The sequence below is a fragment of the Nocardia bovistercoris genome, from assembly GCF_015674855.1.
Taxonomy (GTDB): Bacteria; Actinomycetota; Actinomycetes; order Mycobacteriales; family Mycobacteriaceae; genus Nocardia; species Nocardia bovistercoris.
Genome location: NZ_JADMLG010000002.1, coordinates 148,717 through 174,243 on the forward strand (window position 1 = coordinate 148,717; position 25,527 = coordinate 174,243).

At 65.7% G+C, this 25,527-nt stretch carries 26 protein-coding genes, 1 other RNA gene and 1 pseudogene; 16 read left to right on the forward strand and 12 right to left on the reverse strand.

The annotated features are described in order from the left end of the window. The first annotated feature begins 340 nt into the window (after positions 1-340). From IT779_RS04695 to IT779_RS04710, 5 genes are all read left to right on the forward strand, one after another. A complete protein-coding gene (locus IT779_RS04695; protein ID WP_198428232.1) occupies positions 341-1,474 on the forward strand; it encodes a metallophosphoesterase in 1,134 nt (377 codons plus the stop codon). A 288-nt stretch (positions 1,475-1,762) separates the two neighbouring features. Then, on the forward strand, positions 1,763-2,452 hold the full coding sequence (locus tag IT779_RS04700; RefSeq protein ID WP_196147950.1) for a DUF899 domain-containing protein: 690 nt from the start codon (positions 1,763-1,765) through the stop codon (positions 2,450-2,452). A 277-nt stretch (positions 2,453-2,729) separates the two neighbouring features. Continuing rightward, on the forward strand, positions 2,730-3,335 hold the full coding sequence (locus IT779_RS37085; RefSeq protein WP_198428195.1) for an ATP-binding protein: 606 nt from the start codon (positions 2,730-2,732) through the stop codon (positions 3,333-3,335). Then, positions 3,335-3,991 (forward strand): ATP-binding protein, encoded by a 657-nt coding sequence (locus tag IT779_RS37090; RefSeq protein WP_408637731.1) that lies wholly within the window; start codon positions 3,335-3,337, stop codon positions 3,989-3,991. Before IT779_RS37085 ends, IT779_RS37090 begins: the two co-directional genes overlap by 1 nt. Positions 3,992-4,171: 180 nt before the next feature. Further along, positions 4,172-5,734, forward strand: a complete 1,563-nt coding sequence (locus IT779_RS04710; protein ID WP_196147951.1) for a hypothetical protein — start codon at positions 4,172-4,174, stop codon at positions 5,732-5,734. 4 nt (positions 5,735-5,738) lie between these two features. Here IT779_RS04710 and IT779_RS04715 read toward each other — a convergent pair whose 3' ends face one another. Then, positions 5,739-7,715, reverse strand: a complete 1,977-nt coding sequence (locus tag IT779_RS04715; protein ID WP_196147952.1) for an NB-ARC domain-containing protein — start codon at positions 7,713-7,715, stop codon at positions 5,739-5,741. Between the two features lie 72 nt (positions 7,716-7,787). Here IT779_RS04715 and IT779_RS04720 point away from each other — a divergent pair, with 72 nt between their 5' ends. The 7 genes and pseudogenes from IT779_RS04720 to IT779_RS04750 all read left to right on the forward strand — a co-directional run bounded on the left by IT779_RS04720 (position 7,788) and on the right by IT779_RS04750 (position 11,656). Beyond that, positions 7,788-8,684, forward strand: coding sequence for a pentapeptide repeat-containing protein (locus IT779_RS04720; protein ID WP_196147953.1), 897 nt, complete (start codon positions 7,788-7,790; stop codon positions 8,682-8,684). A 52-nt stretch (positions 8,685-8,736) separates the two neighbouring features. Then, a pseudogene (locus IT779_RS04725) lies at positions 8,737-8,871 on the forward strand (Txe/YoeB family addiction module toxin); the annotation flags it as partial. 490 nt (positions 8,872-9,361) lie between these two features. Beyond that, positions 9,362-9,685: a type VII secretion target gene (locus tag IT779_RS04730; RefSeq protein ID WP_196147954.1), complete on the forward strand. Its 324-nt coding sequence runs from the start codon at positions 9,362-9,364 to the stop codon at positions 9,683-9,685. 55 nt (positions 9,686-9,740) lie between these two features. Next, positions 9,741-10,172, forward strand: coding sequence for a hypothetical protein (locus IT779_RS04735; protein ID WP_196147955.1), 432 nt, complete (start codon positions 9,741-9,743; stop codon positions 10,170-10,172). Continuing rightward, positions 10,169-10,909, forward strand: coding sequence for a hypothetical protein (locus tag IT779_RS04740; RefSeq protein WP_196147956.1), 741 nt, complete (start codon positions 10,169-10,171; stop codon positions 10,907-10,909). The genes IT779_RS04735 and IT779_RS04740 overlap by 4 nt, the downstream gene beginning before the upstream one ends. A 226-nt stretch (positions 10,910-11,135) precedes the next feature. Continuing rightward, positions 11,136-11,336: a hypothetical protein gene (locus tag IT779_RS04745; protein WP_196147957.1), complete on the forward strand. Its 201-nt coding sequence runs from the start codon at positions 11,136-11,138 to the stop codon at positions 11,334-11,336. After that, entirely contained in the window at positions 11,330-11,656 is a 327-nt protein-coding gene (locus tag IT779_RS04750) for a type II toxin-antitoxin system PemK/MazF family toxin (protein WP_332838652.1), read from the forward strand. Before IT779_RS04745 ends, IT779_RS04750 begins: the two co-directional genes overlap by 7 nt. A gap of 310 nt (positions 11,657-11,966) precedes the next feature. On the opposite strand, the gene IT779_RS04755 is transcribed toward IT779_RS04750, so the two are convergent. Beyond that, on the reverse strand, positions 11,967-12,530 hold the full coding sequence (locus tag IT779_RS04755; RefSeq protein WP_332838653.1) for an SAP domain-containing protein: 564 nt from the start codon (positions 12,528-12,530) through the stop codon (positions 11,967-11,969). 1,018 nt (positions 12,531-13,548) lie between these two features. Here IT779_RS04755 and IT779_RS04760 point away from each other — a divergent pair. From IT779_RS04760 to mobF, 3 genes are all read left to right on the forward strand, one after another. Next, positions 13,549-13,959, forward strand: a complete 411-nt coding sequence (locus tag IT779_RS04760; RefSeq protein ID WP_332838706.1) for a type II toxin-antitoxin system RelE/ParE family toxin — start codon at positions 13,549-13,551, stop codon at positions 13,957-13,959. After that, a complete protein-coding gene (locus tag IT779_RS04765) occupies positions 13,928-14,269 on the forward strand; it encodes a helix-turn-helix domain-containing protein (RefSeq protein WP_196147958.1) in 342 nt (113 codons plus the stop codon). The genes IT779_RS04760 and IT779_RS04765 overlap by 32 nt, the downstream gene beginning before the upstream one ends. 215 nt (positions 14,270-14,484) lie before the next feature. Beyond that, complete coding sequence (mobF, locus tag IT779_RS04770; RefSeq protein WP_196147959.1) at positions 14,485-15,189, forward strand: MobF family relaxase; 705 nt, start codon at positions 14,485-14,487, stop codon at positions 15,187-15,189. Between the two features lie 387 nt (positions 15,190-15,576). On the opposite strand, the gene ssrA is transcribed toward mobF, so the two are convergent. Next, positions 15,577-15,948, reverse strand: a transfer-messenger RNA (tmRNA) gene (gene ssrA, locus IT779_RS04775). A 174-nt stretch (positions 15,949-16,122) separates the two neighbouring features. On the opposite strand from ssrA, the gene IT779_RS04780 reads away from it, so the two are divergent. Continuing rightward, positions 16,123-17,424 (forward strand): ABC transporter substrate-binding protein, encoded by a 1,302-nt coding sequence (locus IT779_RS04780; RefSeq protein ID WP_196147960.1) that lies wholly within the window; start codon positions 16,123-16,125, stop codon positions 17,422-17,424. 45 nt (positions 17,425-17,469) lie between these two features. On the opposite strand, the gene smpB is transcribed toward IT779_RS04780, so the two are convergent. The 9 genes from smpB to prfB form a co-directional block, all read right to left on the reverse strand. Next, positions 17,470-17,943 carry an SsrA-binding protein SmpB gene (smpB, locus tag IT779_RS04785; protein WP_196147961.1) on the reverse strand — a complete coding sequence of 158 codons (474 nt, stop codon included), beginning with the start codon at positions 17,941-17,943 and terminating at the stop codon, positions 17,470-17,472. Between the two features lie 70 nt (positions 17,944-18,013). Beyond that, positions 18,014-18,226, reverse strand: coding sequence for a hypothetical protein (locus tag IT779_RS04790; protein WP_196147962.1), 213 nt, complete (start codon positions 18,224-18,226; stop codon positions 18,014-18,016). 105 nt (positions 18,227-18,331) lie between these two features. After that, positions 18,332-19,408 carry a metallophosphoesterase gene (locus IT779_RS04795; protein ID WP_332838654.1) on the reverse strand — a complete coding sequence of 359 codons (1,077 nt, stop codon included), beginning with the start codon at positions 19,406-19,408 and terminating at the stop codon, positions 18,332-18,334. Positions 19,409-19,533: 125 nt separating this feature from the next. After that, positions 19,534-21,420 (reverse strand): DNA helicase RecQ, encoded by a 1,887-nt coding sequence (gene recQ / locus IT779_RS04800; protein WP_332838655.1) that lies wholly within the window; start codon positions 21,418-21,420, stop codon positions 19,534-19,536. Between the two features lie 115 nt (positions 21,421-21,535). Beyond that, entirely contained in the window at positions 21,536-22,438 is a 903-nt protein-coding gene (ftsX, locus tag IT779_RS04805; protein WP_196147964.1) for a permease-like cell division protein FtsX, read from the reverse strand. After that, the gene (gene ftsE, locus IT779_RS04810) at positions 22,438-23,118 is read right to left on the reverse strand and encodes a cell division ATP-binding protein FtsE (protein ID WP_198428233.1); all 681 of its coding nucleotides are present in this window, start codon (positions 23,116-23,118) and stop codon (positions 22,438-22,440) included. The genes ftsX and ftsE overlap by 1 nt, the downstream gene beginning before the upstream one ends. A 60-nt stretch (positions 23,119-23,178) precedes the next feature. Beyond that, positions 23,179-23,349, reverse strand: a complete 171-nt coding sequence (locus tag IT779_RS04815; RefSeq protein WP_196147966.1) for a hypothetical protein — start codon at positions 23,347-23,349, stop codon at positions 23,179-23,181. A 13-nt stretch (positions 23,350-23,362) separates the two neighbouring features. Next, a complete protein-coding gene (locus IT779_RS04820) occupies positions 23,363-24,208 on the reverse strand; it encodes a mechanosensitive ion channel family protein (protein ID WP_408637732.1) in 846 nt (281 codons plus the stop codon). Positions 24,209-24,343: 135 nt separating this feature from the next. Next, complete coding sequence (gene prfB / locus IT779_RS04825; protein WP_196147968.1) at positions 24,344-25,468, reverse strand: peptide chain release factor 2; 1,125 nt, start codon at positions 25,466-25,468, stop codon at positions 24,344-24,346. Positions 25,469-25,527: the final 59 nt, after the last annotated feature.

The following is a 25,527-nucleotide window of genomic DNA, read 5'->3' on the forward strand; positions in this document are numbered from 1 at the left end:
TTCGAAACTCACGGGGGCCGCCACGTCCAGCTCACGGGGACGCCACGTTCGAAACTCACGGGGGCCGCCACGTTCGGATCTGGCGGGGGCCGCCACGTCCAGCTCTCACGGGGACGCCACATTCGGATCTGGCGGGGACGCCACGTTCGGATCTGGCGGGGGGCCACGTTCCCGCTATGACGCAGATCACCGCGAGAGTCCGTAGCCGCCTTCGGGGGCCGTGAAGGCGTACGAGTGGGCTCGCGGACGGCATCTCGGCTCCTCGCGTGCCGGTATCGTCGGTGAGGCCACATCGTCCGCGGGAGGCGATCCCGCACTCACCCGTCGTTCCGAGGACCTGTTGAAGTACGTGCCCCGTGTGATCCTGTTCCTGGCGATCCCCGCCCTCCTGTTCGCCCTGCCGTGGTGGACGCTGGTGGCCGCGCCCGCCGACGCGGGCGCCTTCTTCTGGATCGGCACCGCCGTCTTCGCCCTCGGCTTCGTGACCCTGCCCGCCTGCATGCTGCTCGGGCACGGCCCGAGGCAATCCGATGCCGCGAGCATCGTCGGCGACACCATGCTCGGCATCGCCTGGGTGTATTTCAGCTGGTCGGTTCTCGGCACGCTAGCGGGCTTCGTCCTCGGGCAGGCGGGAGTCGACGATCCGGCGCCGATAGTCGCGGTCGGGGTATTCGTGATCGCGACCGCGCTGGTCGGCTGGGGTATCGCGGAGGCGAGACGGGTACCGAGAGTACGCACCGTCGAGGTCGCCATCCCCGGACTCGGCGCGGGACTCGACGGACTGCGCGTAGTCGTGGTCACCGACACCCACTACGCGGCGCTGGACAGGCTGCGCTGGTCGGAGCGCGTGGTGGAGACCGTGAACGCCCAGCACCCCGATATCGCCTGCCACGCGGGCGACCTCGCCGACGGTTCCGTCGAGAAACGCCGCGCCCAGGTCGACCCGCTCGGCAAGGTCGTCGCGCCTTACGGACGCTTCTACATCACCGGCAACCACGAATACTTCGGCGATGCCCTCGGCTGGATCGACCACATGACCTCCCTCGGCTGGCAACCGCTACGCAATCAACACGAGATCGTGACCCGCGGCGGCGACCATCTCGTGATGGCGGGCATCGATGACCCCACCGGCGTAGGCCTGCCCGGCCACGGCCCCGACCTCGGCACCGCGCTCGCGGACGTCGATCCGGCCCTCCCGGTCGTCCTGCTCGCCCACCAACCCAGGCAGGTCGCCGAAGCGGCCGCGGCGGGCGTCGCCCTCCAGATCTCCGGGCACACCCACGGCGGCCAGATCTGGCCGTTCCACTACCTGGTTCGACTCGAGCAGCCCGTGGTCGCCGGACTCAGCCGCCACGGCGAACGCACCCAGCTCTACACCAGCCGAGGCACCGGATTCTGGGGCCCCCAACTCCGCGTCTTCGCACCGAGCGAGATCACCCTGCTCATTTTGCGTCGCGAACAGCAGGCCGAATGAGACGCCGACCGATCGGATCGAAAACCGCAGGGCCACATAGGTGCCCGACTACCCATCCGTAGCGACTTTCGCGTCGACGCTTTCACCGCAGCGTGGCGGAGGCACCCCGGACAGCACTCGCAAGTCCGGCACGGCCGCGATCGCACGAGTCCCGCTATCAGCACCGTGCCGCACCGAAGTGGTCACTCGCGATGGGAATCGCGCGGCGCGGAGTACCAGACCGATTAATTCGGTGACCGAACGCGGTCCACATCGATGACACCCGCACCCTGCGATCGCGAGGACTTGATGAGTACCAGCGCACAACCGCCCGTTGTCGACGCCGAAACCTGGCGGCGCGAACTCGACGCTCTGCGTGTCCGCGAGAAGGCCGCGACCCGCGAACTCGACGCCATCGCCGCCCAACGCCGCCGCCTGCCCATGGTGGAAATGCCCGACTACGTGCTCGAAGGCGAGCACGGCCCGACCCGTCTCGCGGACATCTTCGACGGCAGATCCCAGCTGATCGTCTACAACCACATGTGGTTTCCGGGCAAACAGTGGCAGTGCCCCGGCTGCACCGGCTTCACCTCCCAGTTCACCCGCCTGGAGTTCCTCGAAGCCTGGGACGCCCGCTTCGTCGTCGTCACCCAGGGCCCCATCGATGAAGCCCTCGCCTACAAACACCGCGTCGGCAACGCCATGACCTGGTACTCCACCGCCGACAGCCCTTTCGGCGCCGACGTGGGCGCCGCACCCGGCGCAGGCTTCGCCGTCAACGTCTTCCTCCGCGACGGCGACACCGTCTACCGCACCTGGCACACCGACGGCCGCGGCACCGAACAACTCACTCACACCTTCGCCCTCATCGACCTCCTGCCCTACGGCCGCCAAGAGGAATGGCAGGACTCCCCCGAAGGCTGGCCCCAATCCCCCACCTACTCCCGCTGGGCCACCTCCGAACAGGTAGCCGCCCACTACGGCCACCCGAACGCATGACATACCCAGGCCCGATACCCGTTGTCGGGCCTGGGCAGATAGTCAAGCCGTGGCGCCCTCCTTTACCTCGCCCCATAGCGCCGGTTTGCGACCAGAACGACACCTACTGCGCGACCAAAACGACACGGATATAGCGACCATTCGTACACACCATGCCCGACTATTCGGACACACAAGTTGCGACCATTTCGTCATGCGCATGGTCCGATCTGCTAATTTGTAGGTCGGCGCGTCATCCGAACTGTCACCATTGGGCCCGTGGAGTGAGGTGCGTGCAGTGCAGACCCGATTCGGACCCGCGAAACCCCGACGGGCAGAGGCAACGGTGGCCGAGGCACTCACCGATACCCGGGTCGTACTGGTCAACGGCGCTCGGCAATCCGGCAAGAGCACCTTGGTTCGCCTGGTCGCCAAGGATCGGGACACCGAGTGGCGCGATTTGGATGTCGCGTTGACACGCCAATCAGCGATGAGCGACCCCGACGGATTCGTGGAGTCCGTCGACCTGATGGTGATCGATGAGATCCAGCGGGCCCCCGACCTTCTGTTGGCCATCAAAGCGCAAGTGGATGTGGACCCGCGTCCCGGCCGATATCTGCTCACCGGATCCGCCCGTGTTCTCGGATTGCGCGCACTCCCCGACACTCTCGTCGGGCGCATGGAGACCATCGAACTGTGGCCGTTCTCCCAGGGCGAGATCGGCGGCGCCCCCGACGGCTTCATCGACGCGGTCTTCACCACCGGGACGCGATACGCCACAGCACACAGCAACGCCGGGCCGACTATGCCGAACGGATCGTCCGCGGCGGGTTTCCGGAGGCGATCGCGAGAACCAACGACAAGCGCAGGCGCCGTTTTCTCGACTCCTACGTCGACGACCTGATCACACGAGATGTTCGGCAACTCGCCGAAATCGAACGAACAGCCGAGATGCGGACGCTGGTCCGAATGCTCGCGGCGCGCTCGGGTCAACTACTGGTCCCGGGGTCACTCGGCAACGACCTCGGGCTCGTGGCGAATACCGTGAAACGGTATGTCTCGCTTCTCGAAGAGGTCTACCTCATCAAGCGGATTCCGGCATGGTCCCGGATTCTGAGCAGCCGAGCGACCATGACGCCGAAGGTGGCCTTCGTGGATTCCGGAATCGCCGCCGACATCATCGGAACCGACGCCAGGAGCTTGCTCCGCCCCGGCGGCCAGTTCGGCGCATTGCTCGAGGGATTCGTACTGATGGAACTCGCGCGCCAGATCGGTTGGTGCGCGGAAGACGTGAACTTGTTCCATTACCGCACCAAAGATCAAGTGGAAGTCGATGCCGTACTGGAGAATCGGCGCGGCGAGGTGGTCGGCATCGAAGTCAAAGCGGCCTCGACGGTGGGACCCGCCGACTTCCGGCACCTCCGGCACCTTTCCGAGCGACTAGGCGACGAATTCCTTGTCGGCATCGTTCTGCATACCGGCCAACAGACGCTTCCCTTCGGACCGAAGATGCTGGCCATGCCGGTGAGTTCGCTGTGGGAGGTCGCCGCGCCGCACTGAACGCGAGTGCGGCGCACGGTTGCCGAGCGAGGTTGTAGGCATCCATGCGTAGGCTCACCGCGGCGCATTCGCGTGGATTCACTACGATCGCCAATCGTGTCACTCGATCCACGGCCCCGATCGGCGCTCGACCGCGGGCTTCAGTGGGCGACCTTCGTACCCGAGCGGACAGTTCTCGCCGTGACCCACAATGTCACCGCGGCGACCCGGCTGTTCGACACCCTGCCGCTGCTCGCCTGCGACCCGCGTATTCGCATCGTGTTCACCCGCACCGGCTCGTCCGCGTTCGACAGCGGCACCGCGGAATTCCTGGCGCGGCACGGAGTCGAATCCATTCCGTGGGCGGAAGCCGTGCGTCGGGAATTCGATCTCGCGATTTCCGCGAGTTACGGTGGAGATCTGCACGAACTCCGATCACCGTTGATCGTGGTGCCACACGGCATGGGTTACAATAAAATTCTCGGTAATTCGGCATTCGGCCTGTCCGCGGAATGGCTGATGCACGACGGTGCGGTGATTCCGTCCGCGATCGTTCTCTCGCACGCCGAACAACGCGAGCGGCTACGCTCGGCCTGTCCACCCGCCGAGCCGAAAGCGGTCGTCGCCGGGGACATCTGCTTCGACCGGCTACGCGCGAGCCACGGCTTACGTCCGTCGTACCGGCGCGCTTTCGGCCTTTCCGGCGGTCGGAAGCTGGTCGTGATCTCCTCGACCTGGGGACCGCACGCGCTGCTCGACACGGCTCCCGACCTCCCGCTCCGGCTCGCCGAACAACTTCCTGTCGACGAATTCGCCCTGCTGCTTGCCCCGCATCCGAATATCGTCGCCGGACATTCGTCGTGGCAATTCGGAGAGTTGCTCGCGGCGGCGAAACGAGCGGGGGTGACGGTGCCCGACGATGTCGACGCCTGGCGTGCGGCGATCGTCGCGGCCGATCTGGTGGTCGGTGACCACGGCTCGGTTTCTTTCTATTCGACCGCCCTTGGCAATCCCCTGATATTGGCATCCGCGCCGACGCACACCGTCGACCCGAATTCACCGGTCGCACAATTACTGGCCACGGCTCCGGTCCTGGATCCGCACGGGGATCTGCACCGGCAGGTCCGCGACGCCATCGCCACCCATGATCCGAACCACTACTCGGCCATAACGGCGCTCACCACATCGGAGCCCGATGCGAGTCCGGCGATCCTGCGCACACTGATGTATCGCACCTTGGAGCTGACCGAACCGACCGAACCGGCGGAGTTGAGCGCACTTCCGCTGCCGACGGTCACGCTCACCGTTCCCGAGTCCTATCTGGCGGTCGTCAGGGTGGACGCGGAAGGTGTCGCACATCTCACCCGATTCCCGGCCGAGCGGTTGCGCGCACCGGACAGCACCCCGCGCGGGGCGCACCTCGTCATCGGCGTCACCGAACCGCGGCGGCGCTGGCTGCAACTCGCCGACGTCGTCGTGGGGGTATCGGGTCCGGGACCGCGCCGGTGGATCACCGACACGCTGGCCGGTCTACCGGGACTACTGCTCGCCGCGACCCCAACCGAGTCCGGCCGGTGGTGGTTCGGCGACCGGTCGGGAACCATGCTTTCCGCGAGCGGCGACGCACGGGCGTGTCGATCGTTCGCCTCGATCGCCTGCCACCACCTGAGCCGAGGCAAGCGTCTCGCCGAGCTCGGCGGCGAATGGAGGATCGACTGCGCCGGAAGAACATACAGTCTGGTAGTGGCCCCGAGCACCGTATGAACCGCTATCGCGTCAGCCGTTCGCACTCTTCGCGGGCCCGGTTCGCGAGGTCGTCCAGACCGAGATTCGCGTAGATCGCGATCGCCTGCTCGAACCGCGCGCTCGCCGCGCCGAGATCGGCTCGACGCCCGGCTATCTCGGCCAACACGGTGCAGATCTCGGCCTGATCGAAGCTCCGTCGCCGCACCGACATCACCTCGAGGGCCAGTTCGAGTTCGACCACGGCGGAATCGATCTCGTCGCGCTCGGCCAGTTTGCGGCCGCGCCAGTACCGGACCTTGGCGAGGTTCTCGGTTTCGTCCACCGACAGCGCCGAGAATCCCGCGAACGACTCTTCGAGCAGCGGCAGCGCGATATCGGCGGCCTCGGCCTTCGCCCGGTGGAATACCGCGAGCGCGATTCGGCGCGGGTCATCGATCCGGCGGGCGAGTTGTTCGTTGTGGCGCAGGCTGATCCGAGCCTGTTCGATATCGCCTGCCGCCAGTTGCGCCAACCCGAGTCCCTCGTATGCGCTCGCCACGAGTTCGATATTGTCGGTCAGCCCGATCGCGGTGGTGAACGCGGAAGCAGCCGAGTCGAATTCACGCAACCAGTAACGCGCGAAGCCGAGTTGCAGGTGCAGGACCCCTTCGGCGAGCGTATTCGCCGAATTCCTGGCGGCTTCGATGCCGAGACGGTGCAGATCGAGCAGGTCGTCGAGGAACTTCTCCTTCTCGTGGAACGGCCACAGCAGCACACACCACCGAACGACGAGATCCCACTGTCCCGCGTCGAACGCGTACTCGGCTGCCGCGCGCACGCAGCGCCGTTCCGCCGACAACCAGGTGCGGGCCTGTCCCGCGTCGAAGAACCGCGGCGCACCGCCGTTGTCGGAGAACAGCAAACGCCGCCACGGACGGAGCGGGGCGAGCAGTTCGTCGGCCGCCGCGATCCGCTCGTCGTAGTAGCGCAACAGTCGCGCTTCCTCGGCTTCCCGCTCCGAGCTCGCGCGCTCATCGATGTCGCGACTGTGCCGCGCCACCAGCTCGCGAACCCCGTACCGGTCGTCGGTCGCCTGGATCAGATGATTGTCCGCGAGTTCGATCAACCATTCCTCGACCTCGTACTCCGGCGCGCCCAACACCGCGGCGACACTCGACGGGCTCACCACGCCACCGTGCGAACGCAGCCCGAGCACCCGGTAGCAGCGCCGGGCGGGTTCGGTGAGGGCGCCGTAAGCAGCGCCGAAGACCATGTTCAACGACAGTACCGACCGGTGCCTGCGCTCGTCGCGAAGCCGCGTGGCGGTATCCGCGAGCGGCGCCCGCGTGCGCAGCGCCGCTCGGCGGATCATCGACCCCACAATGCTCAATGCCAGTGGTAGGCAACCGCACAGCCGAACGATCTCGACCGCGGCCGCCGACTCCGCACCCACCCGGTCCGCACCGACGATCCCCGCGAGCACCCGCAGCGCCGCCGCCTCGTCCAGCGGCTCCACCACGAACAGCCGCACTCCCTCGGCGTCCACCGGCGTGACAGCACGGGCTTCGGTCACCAGCAGCAGCGACGCGCCGGGACCGGGGCGCAGTGCCCGAACCTGACTGTCGGAGACCACGCCGTCGAGGAACACGATGAGCGACTTGTCAGCTGTCACCGCACGATACTTGGATCGCAGGGCGCTCGGCAGATCCGGAATCTCCTCGGCAGGCACGCCGAGTTCGGCCAGCGCCCAGCGCAATACCTGCGATATCGATTCGGGCTGTTCGGCGTCACCGGAGAATTCGAAGAACAGGCTCCCGTCGGAGAAATGCCGCCCGATCCGATGCACCAACTCCACACCGGTGGCGGTCTTTCCGGCGCCAGGACCACCCGTGATCACCACCGTCTGATTTCCCGCCGCACCGGTGAGCACATGTTCGACCGCGGCGACCAACAACCGTTCGTGATTCTCGAAACGGCTATTGCGTTCCGGCAGGAGTAGATTCGACCTCGTCTCCAACACAGCCACACCCCCGTCGCCCACTACAGTGACCTCGAATACCGAGCACTCTACGACAACGAAACGGCGACGACGATGCGACCACGAGCACTGCTGATCGGCCTCGCCTGCGCTGTCGGCGCGGCCGCGCTGCTGTATGTGCTCTACCAGCTGCCGATCTGGCTCGCCGACGACGAACTCGGGCGCCTCGACACCAAGGACCGTCTCGCCGCCGCGGCCACCCTCCGCGGGCAATTCGTCCCCGTCGTCAGCGTGGTACTCGGCCTGGCCGGTCTCGTCTACACCGCCCGAAAACTCCTGCTCGACAGGGCAAGCCAAACCGTCGACCGCTTCAACACCGCCGTCACCCACCTCGACTCGGACAATCCGGTAACGCGAGGCGGCGGCGCATGGGCGCTGCAAGCCATCATGGACGACGCCCCGCGCGAACGAAACCGAGGCCGCAGACTACTGGCCCATTTCCTGCGCGAACGAACCGCCCACCGCTCTACCGCTGACCTCCCCGGCGACGTCGAAGCAGCCCTCGAAGTACTCCGCAGCCAGCGCCGCCCGGAACGCCGCTACCGCGCCGAAGAACCACTCGACCTCACCGGCCTGCGCGCCCCCCGAGCCGACCTCCACGAATTCCCCCTCACCAACGCCCGCCTCGCCGACACCGAACTCACCGGCGCGAACCTGCGCGCCGCCACCCTCGACGGCGCCCACCTCGACCACGCCAACCTGATCGCCGCGAACCTCACCGACGCATCCCTGAAAAACGCCCACCTCCGCGACGCCCGCCTCAACAACGCCACCTTGACCAACGCCGACCTCACCGGCGCCGACCTCACCCGAGCAACCCTCTCCGCCGCCGACCTCACCGGCACAATCCTGATCGGCGCCAACCTGACCGACGCCATCGGCCTGACCACCCGACAACTCGAACAGGCCCGAACAGACCCCACAACCCGACTCCCCTCCCCCGACAACTGACCGCACCAGCTCGACGACGAACTTCAACCACGTCCGCCTGCCGACCCGGCACGGAATCGGCAAACCGGAGCCATTGAAGGGTGACGAGTCCGGATACTGGTCTCGCCGCATCAACGACGAACATCGCCTGATCTACGCCGTCTCCGAAAACCGCATCCTCATCGCCCAGGCCAGATATCACTACTGACCGAATAAGCGGTCAGTGCCGTCCTCGGTTTTCAGGTGAAACTACTGTGATACCGAGAAGACTTCGAGGCACTCTTGCCGCGACGCTGATTGCGACAGCTCTTTTCGGCGCCGCGTGCGGTACCACGGAGAGCGAAACTCCCACAGCTTCTTCGAGTTCCACGACACCGCAACCGCCGCGTCAGGACGCGGGCCACGCCCGGATCGACCGGCTCGTCGGCGAATGGACCGCCGAGAATTCGACCTACGTTGCGGGCGGCACCCCGGACAAACCGCTGGTCGCCCGCGACGCGGTGTCACGATGGCGGTGGATCACCAAGACCGGCAACAACTTCCTCAACGAACACGCGTCGGCGCCGCATCGGGTGAGGCGTATGCTGACCTCGACTCACGAGGGGGACACCACGGCGGTGGGTGATTGTCGGTAGGACCGGTGACGCACCGATGTCGGGCCCGTCTCGTACTCGTTCGCATCGACAGGAATCACCGACATGACCTATCAGTTCACTGTCGTTCCCGACGACATCGCCGAAGCAGCAGACGAACTGTCCGATCTCGGCGCGGGCAGCACGAAAGCTGTCGACTACGCGAGGAACCACCTGAATCTCGAGGGCAACGCCGGCGTGGTCCTGAAACCACTCATCGGCGTACTCAAGGAAGCCTGTGACGAGTTCGCGACCAACTACACCCGACTCGGCACGAGGACCAGCGAGGCCGCCGCCGAACTGGCGAAGGCCGCGACGATGTACCGCAACCTCGACCGCAACAGGGCCGAAGCCCTCGACCGGACCTACCCGGCGAAGGGCGGCAAATGACCTGCTCGATCTCGTCGGGGGCGATATCGGAATGTCCCGTCATCTCGCGAAGGCGATGAGAATCATCGCGGACAGCCCCGGCGTCGACCCCGATCTGAAGGCGCAACTGGGCGAAATCATGCGTGGACAGGGCAACTTGCACGATCTCATGCACAGCGACGCGTTCGCGCGCCTCACCACCGCGGCCATCCCCCCGGCACTCGTACGGGTGGCGGCCATGTCCACCGAGGAGATCGAGCGCAAAGCCGCTCTCGGCGAGGCGATCCTGGAGAGCTACCGCAACCAGCCATCCGAAACCGCACTGCCCGGAGACCCACTCCCCGACACCCCGACCACACCCCAATTGGCGAGCCGTCCCCAACCCTCTACGAGTCCCGTGATCGCAGGAACCCGCAAACCGAACCGTGATCGCGTCGTCACCCCTGAGGAAGACGACGAGGACGACCTGTACTTCCGCGACCGCAATCAACACGGGTGGCTCCGATGAGGCGCATCACCCCGCGCGGCGAACGCTACCGCCCCAACAGCGGCGGCTTCGAGACCACCGCACAGCCATCCGAACCACTCACCTACCAGCGGCCCCACACCCACGAAAGCGACGTGACCGTCCGCCTGCGCCGATGCCGCGAACCGCTGCCGAACACAGCAACGCTGTGGCTCGTGACCCCGCGGCGACTACGTGTCGAACCTCTCGAACTCGAACTCGCCCAGCCGCTGCCAGACGTGTGCGCGGTCCACGGTCGACCGGCTTCCGCGCGCGAACCCACTCGAACCTACTTGTACGACACCGACATTCACCCTCGCTTCCATCGCACGGCCGTCGAACGGGACCTGGCCAAGGTGATAAGGCTGAGACCGATCGAGACAGCACCCGTTTCCACGATCGTCGTCGGTGAGTGGCCGACGTGCGACCGCTGCCATCGCACATCCCTCCGCTACAAACGCCTCGCCCTCGCACTGCTGTGGTTGATGGCCGCCGACCTCGTCGCCCTGGTGATCGCCGTTGTCGCCGATATCGACGCACTCATCCCGCCCCTGGCACTCGGCCTACTTCCCGGTTCGTTCCCGTTGGGACTGGTGGCGCTCATTCTGCTGCTGAAGAAGAGTTCGAAACGGGTGACTTTCCGCCCGATCTACGACGAGCGCTTCGCGTTCATAGCCGCGCACGCGAATTTCCGTGCGGCGCTGAACCATCCCCCTCCCGACAAGCACGGCCCGCCTTGATCCGCCGCAGATCCTCCCGCTGCGGGAGATGAGCCTGCGATCTGTATCGACCGCCCGACAGCGTCGCCATCCGCCACTTACCAGTTCGCACGTTGTTCCGTCTGGCTCTCCATCGCACCGGCCCAGCCGTCTACGACCGCTGCACCTAACTCGGGCTTGCCCAAGCCGACCTGGATGAACTCGCCCAACCGGGCCGAGCGTCTTACATTTGTCGCATACTTGTACCATGGCCGCGACAATCACTTTCCGCCCCAGCGCCGACGACGAGCGAATCATCGACCGCGCACGCCACGGCGACGAGAACACCACCGATGTGATTCGACGAGCCCTGCGGCTGTTGGACCGGGAGGAATGGCTACAGCAAGCCAGGTCCGACGCCGACCGACTGCGCGACGAAGATCTCAACAACGAGCCGGAAGCGTGGTAGTGCTCATTCGCGGTGCCGTGCACAAGGTCGACCTCGGGGAAGCCAAGCGCGGACACGAGCAGCGCGGCCGGCGCCTCGGCGTAGTGGTCAGCCCCTCGGATTGGCTCGGTTCGACCGTGACGATAGTCCCGACATCCACATCGGCGGGCGGCTCGGTATTCCGACCGCTCGTAGAGATCAACGGCCGAGAGACCAGACTTCTGGTCGACCAGATCCACACCATCGACACCGACTACCTGAAGGATCAGGTGGACAACCTGACCCGCGACGCCATGGCCGAACTCGACGACACACTCGGCAGGTACCTCGGAATCCACTAGAAGACAACACGTTCCCACGCGGCCCGCTCGACATCGGCGATATCCAGCCAACGCCGAACCTCCTCGGCGATCTCGTCGGCGGCATCATGAGCTGTTCATCATCGAGATCGAGCCTGAGGTGCGGGGCTGGGGGTACTGACCGCCAGACACTTCCTCGAAGTCGACGAGTACGTCGGAATACTCGCAGAACAAGCCGAGTCGCTCGGGGACCCGGCGTCGTCCACCACGAGTGCATCGGGATCGACGAACCGGGCCGCCTACCCGGTCAACCGAGCCGTGACCTGGGTGTGGTCCCACGTCGAGGTGGTCACTAGACGCGGCCCCGTTCATCCACCGGGCGGCCCCGATACTCCTGCCACGCCGCGACGAGTTCGCTTCTGGCCCCGTTCGGATGCGCTCGATGCCACGCGCGGGTGAAACGGTTGTACTCGAACTGGGAGTCGATACTCTTCTCGCCCTGATCTCGAGACCCGTACCAGTGCTCGAGGCCGTCGGCGAGAGTGCGGGAACCGTCGGCTCCGGCGAAGAACTCGCGCATCGGGGCGTCGAAACAGAAACCGGGACCGACCTGTTCGGTGAACCACGCCCGCAGGGGCTGACTGCACCGCTGCCCGACCGGAATACGCGAGCCACCATCGAACGGTGCGCGAAGCTGAGCGCCTGCGGCCGGTGGCGGCGGCGCGGGCTCGGTGAAGGCGACGCCGTCGAGAGCCGCGGCGATCCGGTCGGTCAACAGTTGCTTATCGCCGGTGGCCCGAATACCCGACGTGCGCGCGAAATCCGCCAGTTCCTGCTTGAGCCAGTACCAACGACGCAACTCCGCCGCGTCCAGTTCCGAGGACAGCGCGGGACGTCCCGCATCAGATTCACCCACACCACGCACTCTATCGACCCCCACCGACAACCCTGGGGCATCCGCGAGGCCCATCACCGACGCCGGATCACGACCAACCGCCGTAGTTGTCGGCACGCCCGAGAACACCGACCACTCGAGCCCACAGCTGCGAGACGGCAAGGCGACCGGCACGGCTACCTTCCCGCGCCTGACCGCGCACCAACTGAGGCACACCGCCGCATCGCTCATGAGCGGCCCGCACGTGAAGACCGTCCAACGTCAGCTCGGACACAAGACAGCGACGATGACGCTCGATAACTACGGCCACCTGTTCGAGGACGATCTCGACGACGTCGCCGAACGTATGGGCGAAGGGCTGCGCGCCGCCGCTGCGAAGTGTGGGCAAATGTGGGCACGGGCACCGCCAGGGACAGCGCAGCGGCATGAAAAAAAGCCCCTCACCTGGGCTTCAGGTGAAGGGCCTCGAGCGGACCTCGCGGGAACCTACTCGAACCAGGCCCACCCGACGCAACCACAGACGCGGGGGTCCGGGGGGCGAAGCCCGCCGGGTGGGGCGTGGGGGCTGCGCCCCACAGAACACTCAGCGGAACGAGAAAGGCCCACGCCCTCCGTGGGCATGGGCCTCGCACTCGTGGACCTTGCGGGAACTTACTCGAACCGGACCGATATCTTGCAGCGCCTCGCTGAGGTGCAGGAACGGATCGAGAAAAGCGGACCGCGCAGGTCCCAGGGATCACGGTCACAGACATCGGGTGGGCCGAAGAAGCAGCTGAGCCCTGACGAAGTCGCCGAGATCATCGCCAAGTACGAGGCGGGAGCGTCGATGGCTCGGTTGAAGGTCGGGCACCACATGGCCAAGCGGACAGTGGCCAAAGTACTGCGAGACAACAGGGTTACGATCCGACCACGAGGAGGGCAGCGCCGCTTGGGTGGCGATTCCTGCAGCGACAATCCCGCAGGCGGGCTACTGCCGCCAACCCGCCGACCCGAGGCGACGCCTTGCAATATGTTGTCGACGACATATACAGTCGCTGTCGTGGGTGCACTGTTCACCATCGAAATCGAGCCCGAGGTGCGGGACTGGCTTGAAGCACTGCCAGCCAAGCACTTCCTCAAGGTCGACGAATACGTCGGCCTGCTCGCCGAACAAGCAGAGTCGCTGAGCGAACCCTTCGCCCGATACCTCGGCGATGGGGTCCGCGAGCTACGCCCGACACTCGACGGCGCTGCCATCCGTATCACCTATTGGCTCGCTCCAAGACGACGGCCATCCTTCTCACAGTGTTCCGCAAGACCCGGATGCGAGAAGACGCCGAGGTCAAACGTGCGAAACTCGCCCAACAGACCTGCCAGGCAGAACACGAACCCGCCCACCAGGAATTCATCCGCACAATCGAGAGAGGAGAACTGGACCGATGAGCCATGCACACTGGAAGAATCTCCGTGAACGCAAACTCGCCAAAGGCTACACAGAACCCGACAATGTCACCGAGGCCCGACGTGAAATCCGGCTCTCCATGGCACTGGCCAAAGCCGTCTACGACCGCCGGACCGAACTCGGACTCACACAAGCCGACCTCGCCGAACGCGCCGGACTCACACAAGCCAAGATCTCGCGCATCGAAGGCTCCGACACCGTGCCGACCCTGCCCCTGCTCGCCAAACTCGCCGACGCCCTCGACGCCACCCTCAACATCGCCCTCGACGCCGACGACACCCGAGTCAACTTCACCAGCCACCACACCGACGCAGCCTGAAATAAGAGAATGCTCGGCGAAACCTGTAAAATCGGCTATAAGAATAACATCCTGAGCGCTGTTATTGATGAACCGGTTCATCAATAATGTACGAAGCCGACTTGACCGTCCCACGTTCCTGCAGTAAAGCGCAGCCGAGCCTCCTCCTTTGATGTGTGCGACACAACGTTCCGACGTCCGTTTCCGCAGAAAACTGATTCAGCTTGGGGTAGCCAATGGTATTAATTCTCCACAATGTCGAAGATCCGCGCAAACCGTGTGGCGGTGCCGAGTCTCCCGGCCATTACAATGGCGCGCTGGCAACTTCCCTAGGATTCGCCCATCAGACTGTCACACGTACTCAAGCACTGACAAACTTTGCCCAGACGCGCAATGGGCTGGCGATAGCATACGAGATAGTGTTTTCACCGCCACACTCGTGGTCCATAATGTGGGGGCTAAGCGAGTCCGACACGGTGCAGTTGATGGAGAAGGCATATTCTGCGGCAATTGATCGGACCATGAAGTACGTCGAGGAACAGCTGTCGTATACACGCCGCGGACCCAATGGGGTAAGACAAATCGATGCAAGCCTGTTATGGGCGCAGTTCGAGCATTTCTCCGATAGACGTGAACGGCCCGACCGGCATACACACGTAGTAATCGACACGACGGTGCGTGGGTCCGACGAACATTGGGGTCAGCTCGATGTGCGACCGCTTAGAAACAACGCGGAAGCCGGGACGTTTCAAGCAATATTTGAGTCGGCGATTGCAGCCCACAGCAGCCAAATGGTTGGCCTTGCCTTCGAGGAGAGGGCAGCCTTCGAACCAGGCGAAAAAACTCGGTTCGAAGTTGCCGGTGTGCCAGATGAGCTGATAACCAACTTCTTCGGTAGATCTGTATCCAGCTGGCAAGAATCAGACTGGCAAGTCCTTTGACGGCTATTCGAGTAGCGCAGAGCCTTGCTGATGAGACAAGAGGACTCGGCGCAAGCTCGGGGTGCAAGATGACGACGCTCGACGCTACGACCACCTGTTCAACGGCGACCTGAACTTATGGCCGATCGGATAGGCGTCGGCTATGCGCACCGCTTTATGAACCGAGGGTGATCGTATCCCAGCATGAAAGGCCCCTCACTCAAGGTTCGAGTGAGGGGCTTCGAGTGGACCTCGCGGGAACTTACTCGAACCAGGCCTACCCGACGCAACCACAGACGCGGGGGTCCGGGGGCGAAGCCCGCCGGGTGGGGCGTGGGGGCTGCGCCCCCACAGAACACTCAGCGGAACGAGAAAGGCCCACGCCCTCCGTGGGCATGGGCCTCGCACTCGTGGAGCTGCCGGGAATCGAACCCGGGTCCTCCGCCGTGTCTTCAGGGCTTCTCCGTGTGCAGTTCGCTGTGTCTCTACTCGGATCTCCGGGTCTCACGAACAAGCTCGGATGACGATCCCAGTCGCTGTTGGATGTCCCGTCCGGCTCCGCGACCGAGTCGGACGGTGATTCCCTCTAGCTGATGCCAGGCCCCGGGCCGAGGGACGGGCCCGGACTGACAGAGACGACCTGCTACTTAGGCAGCGAGGGCGTACTCGCGCTGATGAGAATCGGCGCTTAATTGGTTGCAGCGACGCTTACGGTGGTCTCTTGCCTGCACCGACACGCTTCCCCTGAATCAACGTACGCAGTCGAAACCGTTCAGCCCCGTACGTGCCCGCGCCTTGCGGGCTAGTCATAGTAACACTCGACCCTACCCCGGTCATTCCCATATTCCGTGCCTCGCGAACCGCTCCGGCGGGACAATGGGGCCGGGTACTGTTCCGATCGTTCGTGCCGGGGTGAAGGGACCCGGGCGGATTGTTCTGAGGGAGCAAAACCATATGGCAATCACACGTGGCAGGCGGTGGCTGGTCCGCGGCGCGGCCGTGCCGTTGATCACCGGTCTGATCCTGGCCGCCTGCTCGACCGAACCCGACCGCAACGCCGGTCCCGGCGTGACGAGCGCGCCGTGCCCACAGGCGGTGCACAAGGACACCGGTTGCATCTACCTGGGTGTGCTGTCCGCTCTCGGGGGTGGACCATATGCGGTGCTCGGGAAATCGTTGCAGGAGGGGCAGATCGCGTTCTGGAACGAGGTGAACAAGGCGGGCGGTATCGACGGGTACGAGGTCGACATCACCAAATACGCCAGGGATACCGAATACGAGCCGCGCAAGCATGCGGAGCAGTACACGCAGATCGAGCCGAACGTGCTGGCGCTGGCCATGAGTCTCGGGACCTCGCAGACGCTGTCGGTGCTGCCGAGGATGGATGCCGCGAATATGATCGCGGCGGCCGGAACGCTGTGGTCGGGCTGGCAATATCGCGACACCGACATGAATCTCGTATTCGACGGCAGCTATTCCTATTGCACGGAAGCGATACTCGGCCTCGACTGGTTCACCAAGAACCACTATCAGCCGCACAATCTCGCGATCGTGGCCTTCCGCGGGAATTACGGCGCCGACTACGCGAACGGCGTGCTGAAGTGGGCGGGCGAGAACGGCTCGCGGGTCGATACGCGCATCGACACCGGGCCGAACAGCGAAGTGGGCAACCAGAGCCGTGCCGTCACCGAAATACTCTCCAAACCAACGGATCTCGTCGCGCTGGCGACCGGGCCTGTCGAGACCGCGGAAATCGTCGGCGCGCTGACCGCCGCGGGCTACACCGGCCGTTTCCTCGGCTCGGCGGCTACCTGGAACGGTGCGCTGCTGCAAACGCCGGTGGCTCATCAGCTGTCGGCGCTCTACAACTACACCTCGCCGGTCGACGGCTGGGACGGCGTGAGCAAAGGCGCGCAGCACGCGCGGGCCGCGGCCCCGCGAGAACCGACGAACTGGGGATACAACCTGGGTTGGGCGGTCTCGTATCCGATGAAGGCGGCCCTCACCGCCGCGGCCGCGCGGGGCGGCTTCAACCGCGCCGCGCTGCGCCGAACGATGGACGATCTCACCGTCGACTCCGAGGGTATGGCGAGCGTCACCACCTATGGCGGGCCCGGACCGAATCTCGCCGCCCAGCAGGCGGTGGTCAATACTCCCGATCCTGACGCGCCACTCGGCTCGCGCACCCTCGACCCCACCTACCACGGCGCCACGCTGGAGAAGATCACCCTGACCGGCCCCTGCGCCGCACTCTGATCGCCGAGGCCCGCGAACCCGACGCTCGCGGGCCTCGGCGATTCCCTACCGCATTCCCTTCACCCGGCGCCCGATCTCCCGCGTGACCTCACGCTCGGCCGTTCGCCGCGCCAGATCCTGGCGTTTGTCGTAGTCCTGCTTACCCTTGGCCAACGCCAGCTCGACCTTGACCTTGCCGTCGGTGAAATACATCGACAGCGGCACCAACGTCTGATTGCCTTCGCGGGACTTGCCGACCAGCCGCTCGATCTCGCTCTTGTGCAGCAGGAGTTTGCGCACCCGCCGCGGCGAGTGATTGGTCCACGTGCCGTGGCTGAACTCGGGAATGTGCAGACCGCGCAACCACACCTCACCGTTGTCCACCGTGGCGAACGCGTCGACCAGGGATGCCTTGCCCTCGCGCAGGCTCTTCACCTCGGTACCGACCAGCGCGATCCCGGCCTCATAGGTGTCGAGGATCGTGTAGTTGTGCCGCGCCTTGCGGTTGGTCGCGATGACCTTGCGCCCCTTCTCCTTCATAACGGTCAACTGTAAGTGACGAGGCAACCGGATTATTCCGAGGTGGATGTCGCCGGGCGATGCAGGTGACTCAGCGCACCGTGAGGTAGAGGGCGAGGACGGCGATGAAGGCGGCGGTCAGGAGCAGGGTGGAGAGTCTGGGGCGGCCCAGGCGCGGCGGGCTGCGTCTGCCGAGCCACACCGACTCCACCGCGGGGTCCAAGGCGTGGCGCGGCGGCGGCCCGTCGGGGGTCTCGGCCTGTGCTGGGCCGGATATCCCGGAGTCGTCGGAGTCTTCACCCATGTGTGCACCGTAACCCCGGTGAGCGCGATCGCGCCCGGTTTGGCGGGCCGGTTTCCAATGCCGTTGCTATACAGTGACGTTCCCGAGCCGGTCCGCCGCCCAGCCTCAGGCGATCGCCCGCTGGAAGGCGACCGTGCCCGCACCGGTGGCGAGATCGGCCGTGACCACGCGCAATTGGATTCCGGAGCGATCGAGGTCGAGCACCATGAATCCGAGTTGGTTGTAGTTTTCGAACAGGGCGGGATGGCCACCGCCGCCGCGCCTCGGTTCCGCGCCTGTGGTTTTCGCGGCCGCGCCGGAGATCAGCTGGCGGGTGCCCTTGGACTCCGGGGTCGGCTCGAGCACTTGGAGCGAGTGATCATGGCCCGACAGGATGAGGTGGCAGCGCCCGACCACGTGTTCGGTGAAGAACCGCTGCACGTGGACGCCGTTGATGGGCTCGATGGGCAAGCCTTCGTAGTTGCCCGCGTCGCCGTGCGATCCGTTGCTCAGGTAGGGGTGGTGGGTGCAGGCGATCTTCCAGGTGGCCTGCGACTCTGCGACGGCGGCGTCGAACCAGGCGCGCTGGGCGTTCATGTATTCGCCGTCGACGGACCAGTACGGCGACAGCACCGGCGGTATGAAGGCGGCGAGCGGATTGAGGTCGAGGACGAAGAATTCGACCACCGGATTCTGTTCCGGTACCCGCACCGAGTAGTAGCGGCTCGGCATCCACCAGCGCGCCGAATTCGCGTGGTATTCGACCTCGTGGTTGCCGCGCAGCAGCCAGCCGCCGTCACCGGGGAACACCGAGCTGGTGTCGTGGTTGCCGAGGACCATGGCCCAGGGCAGATCCAGGCCGGTGTTCGGGTTCTCGAACTTGTCGGTGAACTGGATGTCGGTGGCGCTGTTCGGCCCGGTCTCGTAGATGTTGTCGCCGAGGCCGAGCGCGAGCGAGAACGGCGAACGGCCGTGGTATTCGCGGGCCGCGTCGGCGACCGCCCACTGCGTCCTGGTGCCGGTGCCCGCGTCACCGGTGACGAGGACGCGCACCGCCCGCCCGGTCGGCATCGGGTACTTGGCGACTCCGGCCGCCACCGGCACCGCCTGCGCGGGCGAGAGACCGACCAGTGTCGCGCCTGCCGCCATCGCGGCGGTTCCCGCCAGCAGTTCGCGGCGGCCGATGCCGTGCACGTTGCTCACCCGATGCCCTTCGGTCGGTCCGACAAGCCCGTAGATCCGCACTCATTCTGGACGATCGACCAGGAGAGGTCCACGCCCGGGGACGACAGTTCACCGACTGTCTATCCGATGACCACCGCGCTCCGTCACGCCGCGGCCACTGTCTCGAGTACGCCCTCGCCGTATTTGGCGAGCTTGTTCTCACCGACACCGCTGACCGTACCGAGCTGAGCCAGGCTGTTCGGCTTCGACGCGGCGATCTCGCGCAAGGTGGCGTCGTGGAAGACGACATAGGCGGGGACGCCCTGTTCCTTGGCCGTCGCGGCCCGCCATTCCCGCAGCTTCTCGAACAGCGCCATATCCTCCGGGGCGAGGTCGACGGCGGCCTTCGGCGTCTTGCCGCTCTTGGGCGCGCGCGCCGGTTTGGCGGCGGCGCGCTCCACCTCGCGACGCAGACGGACCTGCCGCCCGGAGAACAGCACGTCGTTACTGGCCTCGGTGAGGGTGAGCACGCCGTATTCGCCGTGCACCGCGAGCAATCCCTGCGCCAGGAGTTGGCGCGCCACACCGCGCCATTCGGTGTCGCGCAGGTCGGCGCCGACGCCGAAGACCGACAGTTCGTGGTGGGCGTGCTGCTGGACCTTGGGATTGGTCTTGCCGAGCAGGATGTCGACGATATGCCCGGCGCCGAAGCGCTGCCCGCGCTCACGATCCAGCCGCAGCACCGCCGAGAGGAATTTCTGTGCGGCGACGGTGCCGTCCCAGGATTCCGGCGGGGTCAGGCAGGTGTCGCAATTTCCGCACGCGGCCGCCTCGGACTGGCCGAAGTAGGCGAGCAATTGCCCGCGGCGGCATGACACCGTTTCGCACAGCGCGAGCATGGCGTCCAGATGCAACTGCAACTGCCTGCGATGGGCCGCGTCGCCCTCGGAATTGTCGATCAGCTTGCGCTGCTGCACGACGTCGTTGAGGCCGTAGACCATCCACGCCGTTGACGCAAGGCCGTCGCGGCCGGCGCGGCCCGTCTCCTGGTAGTAGCCCTCCACCGATTTCGGCAGGTCGAGATGGGCGACGAAGCGCACATCCGGTTTGTCGATGCCCATGCCGAAGGCGATGGTGGCGACCACGACAAGCCCGTCCTCGCGCAGGAACCGGGCCTGGTTCGCGGCCCTGGTCCGATTGTCCAGACCCGCGTGATAAGGGATGGCCGGGACGCCGTTCTCGGTGAGGAACGACGCCGTCTTCTCCACCGAATTGCGCGACAGGCAGTAGACGATGCCGGCGTCACCGGGATGTTCGGTGCGGATGAACTCGAGCAGCTGCCGTTCGGCGCGGTTCTTCGGCTCGATGCGGTATTGGATGTTGGGCCGGTCGAAGCTCGAGACGAAACGCCGAGCCGAGCCGAGGTCGAGCCGCTCGATGATCTCGTCGCGGGTCTTGGCCGTCGCCGTGGCCGTCAACGCCACGCGCGGCACCTGCGGCCAGCGTTCGTGCAGCACCGACAGCGCCAAGTAGTCGGGCCGGAAGTCGTGACCCCACTGCGAAACGCAGTGCGCCTCGTCGATCGCGAACAGCGAGATCTTGCCGCGCTCGAGCAGTTGCGCGGTGGCCTCGGAGCGCAACCGTTCCGGAGCGAGGTACAGCAGGTCCAGTTCGCCCGCGACGAACTGCGCCTCCACCATCCGACGCTCGTCGGGGAACTGGGTGGAGTTGAGGAAGCCCGCGCGCACACCCAGCGCGCTCAATGCGTCTACCTGATCCTGCATGAGCGCGATGAGCGGTGAGATCACGACACCCACACCCGGCCGCACCAGCGCGGGAACCTGATAGCACAACGACTTTCCGCCGCCCGTCGGCATGAGGACCAGCGCGTCGCCGCCGTCGATCACGTGCTGCACGATCTCGCGCTGATCGCCGCGGAAACTGTCGTAGCCGAAGACCCGCCCTAGGACCTCTTGCGCTGCACCGCTTTCGGAATGGGCGAGGGACTCGCTGTCGATCAGCGATGCGGATGTGGCGTCGGGTGGAGTCACGCGGCCCATCCTACGAGCGCCCGCCGACACCCGCCGCCGACGGCGGGTACGCGACGACGGCGAACGCGAAAGTTGTCCACATGTGGACAAAGTCGCGTCCGCCGCGAGCGAAGACCTATTCCCGCACGTAATAACGCAGAGTGGCGTACGCGGTGACCGCCGCGAAGACGATGCCGACGGGCGCGATGGTCAAGGCGACGATCGCGATGTCGTCGCCGGTGATCCGCGGGAAGACATTGCTGTCGAACAGCGGGCCGAGCGCCCGGTCGATCACCAGCGGGCGCGCGATGAGCAGGCCCGTGATCGCCAGCAGCGAACCCGTCAGCGCCGCGACCACGGCCTCCAATAGGAACGGCAACTGCGTGTACCAGCGGGTCGCGCCGACCAGACGCATGATGTTGACCTCGGTGCGGCGGGTGAACGCGGCGATCTGCATCATGTTCGCGATCAGCAACAGCGCGGCCAGCGCCATCACGACGGCCAGACCGAACGCCGCGTTGCGCAGGCCGTCGAACAGGCGAAGCAGCCGGTCCACGAACTCGCGGTCGTTGGCGACCGTGCGCACCCCGTCGCGATTGTGGAACGCCTCGTAGATGTGCTCGTACTGATCGCCGTCGGTCATCTTGACCCGCATGGACGCGGGCAGCGGCGTCTCGGAGATGTACTGCACCATCTCCGGCTGGTCCTCGAACAGCTTCTTGGCCTCCTCGAGTGCGGCCGCGCGGTTGAGGAACTGCACGCTGACCACGCCCGAGGTCTTCTTCATATCCGCCAGCAGCGACCGGCACGGCTCGGCCGCGCAGTCCGGGTCGTCGGCGGAGATCGCGTCGTCCAGGTAGAACCGCACCTCGAGGCGGCCGGTGAAGTACTGCTCGGTTTTGTCGGCCATCCGCACCGAGAGCAGTCCGCCGCCGAGCATGGCCAGCGAGACCGCGGTGGTCAGGATCATCGCGATGGTCATCGTCACATTGCGGCGCAGGCCGGTGGAGACCTCGCGGAACAGGAAACTCCCGCGCATTATCGACCGACCCCGTACACGCCGGTGGCCTCGTCGCGGACCAGCCGTCCGTTTTCGAGTTCCACCACCCGCCTGCGCATCGCGTCGACTATGTGGTTGTCGTGGGTCGCCATCACCACCGTGGTGCCGATGCGATTGATCCGCTCCAGCAGCATCATGATGTCGGCGCTGGTGTCCGGGTCGAGGTTGCCGGTCGGCTCGTCGGCGAGCAGGACCAGCGGACGGTTGACGAAGGCGCGGGCGATCGCGACCCGCTGCTGCTCACCGCCGGACAACTCGCTGGGCAGCCGATCCGACTTGCCGCCGAGCCCCACCATGTCGAGGACCTCGGGCACGGTGCGGTCGATGAACTGGCGACGCTTCCCGATCACCTCGAGCGCGAACGCCACGTTCTGGGCGACGGTCTTCTGCTGGAGCAGCCGGAAGTCCTGGAAGACGCAGCCGATGCGCTGGCGTAACTTCGGAACCTTGCGGCCCGGCAGCCGGTCGACCCGGAAATCCGCGACCCTGATCTCGCCCGCGGTGGGTTTCTCCTCTTTGAGCAGCAGGCGCATGAAGGTCGACTTCCCCGAACCGGACGGTCCGATGATGAAGACGAACTCACCCTTCGCCACATCGACGGTGATGTTGTCCAGCGCGGGCCGCGTCGAGGTCGGATACGACTTGGTGACGTTGCGCATGGTGATCACGGGGAGCCAGTGTAACCAGACCGCCCCGTCGATTCGCCGACTCGACCTCGCCTACTTGCCCGCGGTCTCGTCCACCGTGGCCGCCGGTGCCGTGTTGATCAGTAAACCGGTGCCGATCGGGACGGTGGTGTCGGGTTTCACGAACAGGTACAGCACGAAGATCGCGACCCAGGCGATCCCGAGCAGCGCGGTCGACTTCCGCGGTCGGACCGACTCGCGCATGATCAGAGTGGAATTAAGTCGTCTCACTGATACCCTCCCGCCGCAGTGCCGCGGCGACTCGCACGCGCAGCTCACGGCCGACTTCGAACTGTTTGCCCGGCAGGGTGCGGGCAACCATCCGGATGTTGATCTGGTCCATCGCGAGATCGTCGATACCCATGACGGTGGGTTCGTCGAGCAGCAATGGCTTCAACCGTGGGTCCTCGTACGCCTCTGTACCGACCCGATGGAGTACTTCGTTGACGCGGGTGATGTCGACGGTGGCCGCGACCGGGACGTCGATCGCGGCGCGCGCCCAATCCTTGGACAGGTTGGTCACTTTGACGATCTGGCCGTTCGGCACGGTGATGACCTCGCCGTCGGAGTTGCGCAGCGTGGTGATCCGCAGGGTGACGTCCTCGACGGTGCCCTCGGCGATCTCCGCCGAACCGGTCACCGAGATGCGCACCACATCACCGAAGCCGTACTGCCGCTCGGTGATCAAAAAGAAGCCCGCGAGGATGTCCTGCACGATGCGCTGCGCGCCGAAACCGAGCGCCGCGCCGAGCACCGCGGCGGGCGCGATCAGCCCGGTGACCTGAAAACCGAGGCGCTGCAACAATTCCATGCCGACCAGCACGTAGACGATGGTCAGCACCACCCACGTCAGCACCTGGGCCAGTGCGTGCCGGTGCTTGGCCGCCTCCGTGCGCACCAAGGCGTCGCTGCTGCGGAATCCGGAATCGATCCGCTGGGTGACCCGGTCGCGCACGAAGGTCGCGAACCGGGCGAACAACACCGCACCCAGCAAGAGCAGGATGATCTCCAGCCCGCTGGACCGCAGCCAGGCCGTGGTGTCCGACGAGATACCGAGCGCGATCACCGAATCGGGTCCCGCGCTGTATCGCCAACCACATAACACACGCCAGACAGGCTACAACGACACGCGCGCCGGTTCCGCGCGTCGCGCCGTTTCGACCCCGCCGATATCTTCGAACGGGGACGAATTCCGTTTCTACGCCGACTGATTCGCCTGCTCCCGCATCCGCCATCTGATACCGGACTCGATGAAGGAGTCGATTTCGCCGTCGAGCACCGCACTCGGATTGTTCACCTCGTAGTTGGTGCGCAGATCCTTCACCATCTGGTACGGATGCAGCACATAGGAGCGCATCTGGTTACCCCAGGACGCGCCCTCGGTGGTCTTGAGCGCGTCCATCTGGGCGCGCTCCTCCTGACGTTTGCGCTCGAGCAGCTTCGCCTGGAGCACACGCATGGCCGAGATCTTGTTCTGCAGCTGCGACTTCTCGTTCTGGCAGGTGACGACGATGCCGGTGGGGATGTGGGTCAGGCGCACCGCCGAGTCGGTGGTGTTGACGCTCTGGCCGCCCGGACCCGAGGACCGGTACACGTCGACCCGGATGTCGCCCTCGGGGATCTCGATGTGGTCGGTGGTCTCCACCACCGGCAACACCTCGACCTCGGCGAACGAGGTCTGGCGGCGGCCCTGGTTGTCGAAGGGGCTGATCCGCACCAGCCGGTGGGTGCCCATCTCGACGGAGAGGGTGCCGTAGGCGTACGGGGCCTTCACCACGAAGGTGGCGCTCTTGATGCCCGCTTCCTCGGCGTAGGAAGTGTCGTATACCTCGACCGGGTAGTCGTGGCGCTGCGCCCACCGGATGTACATGCGCATCAGTTTCTCGGCCCAGTCGGCGGCGTCGACGCCACCCGCGCCGGAACGGATGTTGACCAGCGCCTCGCGCTTGTCGTAGCGCCCCGACAGCAGGGTGCGCACCTCCAGCGCCTCCACGTCGCCGTGCAGCGCGGCGCGCTCGGCGTCGGCGTCGGCGAGCGCGGTGGCCCTGGTCTCGCCTTCCTCTTCCTCGGCGAGTTCGTAGAGCACGGGTAGGTCGTCGAGGCGCCCGCGCAACTCCTCGACGCGACGCAGTTCGTTCTGCGCGTGCGAGAGTTCGCTGGTGACCTGCTGGGCGTGGTCCTGGTCGTTCCACAGATCGGGATCGGCGGCCTGGTGCTCGAGTTCATCGATGCGTCGGCGTAATTCCTCGATGTCGAGCACCGACTCGACCGTCTTGAGGGTGGCGTCGAGTTCGGCGAGGTCGGCGGAAACGTCGGGATGCACGAGGGTCAAGCCTAGCGGCCGTCCCGACGCACCTGCTCTTCAGGCCGGACGAGCCGATG